The organism is uncultured Flavobacterium sp., from assembly GCF_963975515.1.
Classification (GTDB): domain Bacteria; phylum Bacteroidota; class Bacteroidia; order Flavobacteriales; family Flavobacteriaceae; genus Flavobacterium.
In genome coordinates, this window is record NZ_CAXBGY010000022.1 from 1 (window position 1) to 4570 (window position 4570).

At 29.0% G+C, this 4570-nt stretch carries 14 protein-coding genes; all 14 read left to right on the forward strand.

Annotated elements, in window-relative coordinates; translation table 11 throughout:
• Positions 1-348 (forward strand): hypothetical protein (locus AAC008_RS14755; protein ID WP_339890273.1); only part of this gene is annotated, 348 nt, incomplete at its 5' end.
• 20 nt (positions 349-368) lie between these two features.
• A complete protein-coding gene (locus AAC008_RS14760) occupies positions 369-593 on the forward strand; it encodes a hypothetical protein (RefSeq protein ID WP_339890275.1) in 225 nt (74 codons plus the stop codon).
• Positions 594-597: 4 nt separating this feature from the next.
• Positions 598-1041 (forward strand): hypothetical protein, encoded by a 444-nt coding sequence (locus AAC008_RS14765; RefSeq protein WP_339890276.1) that lies wholly within the window; start codon positions 598-600, stop codon positions 1039-1041.
• Positions 1042-1080: 39 nt separating this feature from the next.
• Positions 1081-1299 carry a hypothetical protein gene (locus AAC008_RS14770; RefSeq protein WP_339890277.1) on the forward strand — a complete coding sequence of 73 codons (219 nt, stop codon included), beginning with the start codon at positions 1081-1083 and terminating at the stop codon, positions 1297-1299.
• Positions 1300-1303: 4 nt separating this feature from the next.
• A complete protein-coding gene (locus tag AAC008_RS14775) occupies positions 1304-1681 on the forward strand; it encodes a YopX family protein (protein ID WP_339890279.1) in 378 nt (125 codons plus the stop codon).
• Positions 1682-1697: 16 nt separating this feature from the next.
• On the forward strand, positions 1698-1985 hold the full coding sequence (locus tag AAC008_RS14780) for a hypothetical protein (protein ID WP_339890281.1): 288 nt from the start codon (positions 1698-1700) through the stop codon (positions 1983-1985).
• A gap of 19 nt (positions 1986-2004) precedes the next feature.
• The gene (locus AAC008_RS14785) at positions 2005-2211 is read left to right on the forward strand and encodes a hypothetical protein (RefSeq protein ID WP_339890283.1); all 207 of its coding nucleotides are present in this window, start codon (positions 2005-2007) and stop codon (positions 2209-2211) included.
• 4 nt (positions 2212-2215) lie between these two features.
• Entirely contained in the window at positions 2216-2350 is a 135-nt protein-coding gene (locus AAC008_RS14790) for a hypothetical protein (protein ID WP_339890285.1), read from the forward strand.
• Between the two features lie 38 nt (positions 2351-2388).
• Positions 2389-2682, forward strand: coding sequence for a hypothetical protein (locus tag AAC008_RS14795; protein WP_339890287.1), 294 nt, complete (start codon positions 2389-2391; stop codon positions 2680-2682).
• Between the two features lie 71 nt (positions 2683-2753).
• Complete coding sequence (locus AAC008_RS14800; RefSeq protein ID WP_339890288.1) at positions 2754-2933, forward strand: hypothetical protein; 180 nt, start codon at positions 2754-2756, stop codon at positions 2931-2933.
• 322 nt (positions 2934-3255) lie between these two features.
• Positions 3256-3591 (forward strand): hypothetical protein, encoded by a 336-nt coding sequence (locus AAC008_RS14805; RefSeq protein WP_339890289.1) that lies wholly within the window; start codon positions 3256-3258, stop codon positions 3589-3591.
• Between the two features lie 12 nt (positions 3592-3603).
• Positions 3604-4074, forward strand: coding sequence for a hypothetical protein (locus tag AAC008_RS14810; RefSeq protein WP_339890290.1), 471 nt, complete (start codon positions 3604-3606; stop codon positions 4072-4074).
• Between the two features lie 13 nt (positions 4075-4087).
• The gene (locus AAC008_RS14815; RefSeq protein ID WP_339890292.1) at positions 4088-4252 is read left to right on the forward strand and encodes a hypothetical protein; all 165 of its coding nucleotides are present in this window, start codon (positions 4088-4090) and stop codon (positions 4250-4252) included.
• Between the two features lie 137 nt (positions 4253-4389).
• Positions 4390-4569: a hypothetical protein gene (locus AAC008_RS14820; protein ID WP_339890294.1), complete on the forward strand. Its 180-nt coding sequence runs from the start codon at positions 4390-4392 to the stop codon at positions 4567-4569.
• Position 4570 lies beyond the last annotated feature (1 nt).

A 4570-nucleotide genomic window follows, 5' to 3' on the forward strand; every position in this document is an offset into this window, starting at 1 on the left:
ACCATGAATAAACAAGTAGAAAAAATAGAAGAAAACCATAACAGGTTAAGAGAAATTTTACGAGAAAACGGAAACGAAGAATGGGGAGACTGTATAATTGATGAAATTTGCACTCAATTAGACCAACCGACTACAATAGACTTGCAACATTTAAAGGTTGAAAATCTTATTATCAAAACAGGTAATGAAGCAGCAAAGGCAAATTTCATGAATGTTGATTATGATGATGATAACCCTATGACATTAGCAGACTGTATTACTTATTTTATTACAGAATCATTGCCAGATGATCAAGATTTTGACAGTTCAGAAATCTACGATTTTATAGAATCAAAACTAAAAGACTAATTCACGCAAAATTTACAATTATGAAAAATTTAGAAGTAAGAACTAGAATACGCAACAACGCACCAATCTATAAAAAGAATTTATTTGATGCAATTCTGTTTTTAAGACATGAAGAAGATAAAATAAGAGTAATTAGCGGAAAAACCGTTAATATAGAAGTCTATGATAATGGAAAACCTATTTTTTTAGGAGATAAACAGGAATTATTTGAAATATTAAAAGCTAATAATTTACGCAAAAACTAAGACCATGACATTATTTCCAGACACCACCACAGACCAACAGAAAGATTTTGAATTTAAAGTATGTAATATTTTTAATTTCAATAATCAAAACTCTATGATCCTACAAAGAGAATCCAGAGAGCAGATGATAATAGAAGATTTTAGCGGAGACGAAAACGTGTTAAGCGGAACACTAGCCTACAAAAGAAATAGTAAAGATTTTTTATGTGTAGTTACTTATGATAGTGAAGTCAATCACGTTGAAATAATAACTTTTAAGATGCTCAAAATCATTATTAAAGAGTATTGCACTAAAGAGCATAACAAAGTGATCCTAGCTACCAATATACCTATTGAGATACATAGCAGTAAGCTAAAAGAATTGAAGAAAGATTTTAATTTCCATATTGAAGGAATAGGTTTTTCTTTTTGCCAAAAAAACAATTTAGAGTTTACAGAAATGTACTAATATTTTCACACTTTACTAATCCACGCAAAATTTAGAACAATGCAAGTAATAACAGGACACTTAACACAGACCGAAAGAAAGCATATAAGAGCGATTTTTGATGCTAAGTTAATGCAAGGTAAAATAAACAGAAAAAGCTATTTTATAGAACTAGATCAAAATATTTACACCGTTTCTATTGTAGAAAATACCAGAGGACTAGGTATGATAGGAGAAGAGTTAAGAAAAACAACAACAAAATCCACTTTTAAAATTTAAAACCATGAATAGAGAAATAATTTTTAGAGGAAAAGACAAAGAGGGTAAATGGCACTACGGAAACTTAATGCAAAAATTAGACCCTACAAAAAAAGAAAACTTGATAGTGTCTTGTTTTATTCAAGATATGGCTTTATCAAGTACAGAGGTTAGCCCAACTACAGTAGGTCAATATATCGGTGTTGATGATAAAGATGAAGACAGAATATTTGAAGGAGATATTATTAAAAAAGAAGAAACCGACTCCCCAGAAATGGTAGGTATAGTATCTTATTTAGAACGTGAGTTTACCACATTAGATAATTATTTTGATATGGACGATGAATGTATATTAAATTACAAGACTGAAATAATAAGTATAATAGGTAATATTCACGATTAATAAATTTAACCATATCATGAAAGCAGAAAAAATTAAAAGCGGAATTTATATATGGGGATTTTATCCTGCATTGTTTCTCTTAAAAGAAGAACAGGAAAATGAAAACTATGAAAATTGCCAAGAGATAAAAAAAGCACTTGATGAAGTTGATGAAGGTCGAGATTGGAAGTTAAATAGTAAAGTTGATGATGATAGTATGGAAGAAACTTACAATAAAATAATGGAAGGACTAATTAAGCCAGAACTTATAAATTCTAATATGCAGCACTACATAGATGAATTTAGAAAATACGCAGTAAAATAAAAATTTAAAAAATAAGACCATGAGCATAAGACAACACGCTATAAAGCAAATCAATAAGGCAAGTATTGAAAACTTGCCTAAATTCCAACTCGATAACCTAGATTGGGCTGAACTAATTCAAGACGATGAAGAAATTTTAGTCGAAAATGAACAAGGAACAATCTACGGATTAGAAGAACTTTCAGATCAAGAAATTCAAATCGTTTTATCAATCATTAATAATTAACTCCATGAATATTAAACCATGCAAAGAAAAAGATATTCCAAAAAATTGGAAGCCTAACAATGATGAAGCCATTAAAAAATGGATGCTAAGAATTCAGTCTAATCATTATGCAATAGTAAGCAAGTCATTTAATGAATAATCATACTTAAAAATTCATATTTCAAATTCACGCAAAAAATGAAAAACGCAAGACTTAAAAAAGAAAACTTTGATTTTAAATTTATTAGTCAAGGGATATATGAAGTAACATTCAATAGTCCTACAACATACAAAATCCATAAAGTAGAAACAGAGGACTACTTCACAATATCTAAGGTAATGGGTGTTAAAAAACCTAAGTACTATGATATGGAAGAGGTAAAAGCTCTTGCACTAGGTAATCATAAAAAGCATTATCTAAAATACGTTCAGCCTAGACTAGATGCTAAGTACGGAAGACCGAACGACATTAAGCCAAAACAAAATAAGTAAAATAAATTAGTATTATTACTTATTATTAGTGAATAATAGTTATATTTGTTTCACAATTAAAAATCAAGACTATGAAAAATAATATAGGTAAACAAGTAAGCACTCCTTATGGAAATGGAGTAATAACGGCAATAGATTTACCTAATAGCGATAGATCAAGCCGTTATCTAATCACATTAGAAGACCCTTCTAAGTTTGGAAACAATACGCCTTGTTTCTTTCCAGAAGATGAAAATTTTAAAATCTTATAAAAATCAAGACCATGAATTATCCAATAAATTATTTTGTACCACTATTAATTATTATAGCAATAGTTCTATGCTTAATAGTGGTTTATCTAAACTACAGAATTAAAGAACAAAAGTTGTTCTATAAGTTCTTTATGGAGCAGCTATTTAAGTCAGCCGATCATGGTTCATACGATGAAGCTTACAGTCAAATTTACACCCACTTAAACTATCTTAATAAGACCATGAAAGTTAGTGAGTCAGATAGGAAACACTTTCTTTACTACAATGATGTTAATGAAGATAGTGTTTACAGTAGTGAGGAAGAATTAAACAGCATGATGTAATGGAAAAAATAGACTTCAACAAACACTTCATAGCAAGTATAGATACAAAATCTACTCAAAAAATAAAGGTAACACAAGACCTTAAAGAGTTTTTTAAGTTCATAGCTTCTAATCCAGATGCAAAAGCAAAAGAGTTCTCTTTAGACTTGAAAATGAAATACCTAAGCAAGAAAGACTTGTTTAAACTATTCTACAATTTCGATAAGCTACGAGGATTAAGATATTTAGAAATAATATCTAAAAACGAATTGCTTTTAAGAAAATACAGATCAATGTTTGGTATTGATGTGGAAGAATGGAATGCTTTTAAAAGAGTTGAAGATAAAATGCTTTAAAATCAATATACCATGTTAAGAACTAAAGAGATTAAAGAAACTAAAGCCTATAAAGAATTAACTCATACACAGCAAGAGTTGACAATGACTAGGAACAACATTGCTTCATTAAAAAACAGTTATAAACTAATTGAAAAAACAGGTTTATGCAATTGGAGTAAAAAAACATTTTCTAACCACCAAAATAAGTTGATCCTAAATGAATTATGGGAACAGCGCGAAAACATAAATATGAAAAAAATAGAGGGATCACTAAACGCTATAAAAGTAGCTCATGAGCATTTTGAAAAAAAGCTTAGAAACCTATCCATTGACATGGAAAAGATGGTTGATTTTAAATTTGCTGTTGAGTATTCAGAAGAATTTGGTTACGTAATTCTAAATCAAGAAAACGATACAATAAGCTCTATTGATATTGCTATTGAAAACATAAGATGTAGTGGTGTTTACACTAAATCAAATCATGCTAATAACACAATCTAAAAACGAAAACAAAATGAGTAAAGATTTAGAAGTACTAAAAACTGATGTTAAAAAACTGATGCTAAAAAATTGGACTAAAACAGAAGTTGAAAAGCTATCTGAATTTATGGAAGATGTAATTATAGCAACAATGGTAGTAAATAAATTACCTATACACGTTGTTACCAAATCGTTTTAATGCACTACAACGTGTTGTATATAAAACGTTGCATCCGAAAAGTAACCGAAATAGTACCGAAAATTGAATTATTAATAAACTAAATAAAAGACCACTAAAGCAATTTTTTATATACGTTGTTATGTGGCGTTTGAATTATGGAACTACCAAAATTAAATAAAGATAGATTGCTTTCAATAACGCATTCAATAAACCACGCTTCACAAACAAGTAACGGACATTTGCCTGATAAAATATCTTGCATACTTACTAATATTGAGTTATTGAAATTAGAAGTAGAAAAGTTAAAAGAATTACGAAAATCTAATGCCACATAAC

What these genes read in the sequence shown, in the direction of transcription:
- AAC008_RS14785 (WP_339890283.1), top strand. Translation starts at nt 2,005, where the DNA reads ATGAGCATAAGACAACACGCTATAAAGCAAATCAATAAGGCAAGTATT.
- AAC008_RS14770 (WP_339890277.1), top strand. Translation starts at nt 1,081, where the DNA reads ATGCAAGTAATAACAGGACACTTAACACAGACCGAAAGAAAGCATATA.
- AAC008_RS14765 (WP_339890276.1), top strand. Translation starts at nt 598, where the DNA reads ATGACATTATTTCCAGACACCACCACAGACCAACAGAAAGATTTTGAA.
- AAC008_RS14820 (WP_339890294.1), top strand. Translation starts at nt 4,390, where the DNA reads ATGGAACTACCAAAATTAAATAAAGATAGATTGCTTTCAATAACGCAT.
- AAC008_RS14760 (WP_339890275.1), top strand. Translation starts at nt 369, where the DNA reads ATGAAAAATTTAGAAGTAAGAACTAGAATACGCAACAACGCACCAATC.
- AAC008_RS14815 (WP_339890292.1), top strand. Translation starts at nt 4,088, where the DNA reads ATGAGTAAAGATTTAGAAGTACTAAAAACTGATGTTAAAAAACTGATG.
- AAC008_RS14810 (WP_339890290.1), top strand. Translation starts at nt 3,604, where the DNA reads ATGTTAAGAACTAAAGAGATTAAAGAAACTAAAGCCTATAAAGAATTA.
- AAC008_RS14795 (WP_339890287.1), top strand. Translation starts at nt 2,389, where the DNA reads ATGAAAAACGCAAGACTTAAAAAAGAAAACTTTGATTTTAAATTTATT.
- AAC008_RS14790 (WP_339890285.1), top strand. Translation starts at nt 2,216, where the DNA reads ATGAATATTAAACCATGCAAAGAAAAAGATATTCCAAAAAATTGGAAG.
- AAC008_RS14775 (WP_339890279.1), top strand. Translation starts at nt 1,304, where the DNA reads ATGAATAGAGAAATAATTTTTAGAGGAAAAGACAAAGAGGGTAAATGG.
- AAC008_RS14805 (WP_339890289.1), top strand. Translation starts at nt 3,256, where the DNA reads ATGGAAAAAATAGACTTCAACAAACACTTCATAGCAAGTATAGATACA.
- AAC008_RS14780 (WP_339890281.1), top strand. Translation starts at nt 1,698, where the DNA reads ATGAAAGCAGAAAAAATTAAAAGCGGAATTTATATATGGGGATTTTAT.
- AAC008_RS14800 (WP_339890288.1), top strand. Translation starts at nt 2,754, where the DNA reads ATGAAAAATAATATAGGTAAACAAGTAAGCACTCCTTATGGAAATGGA.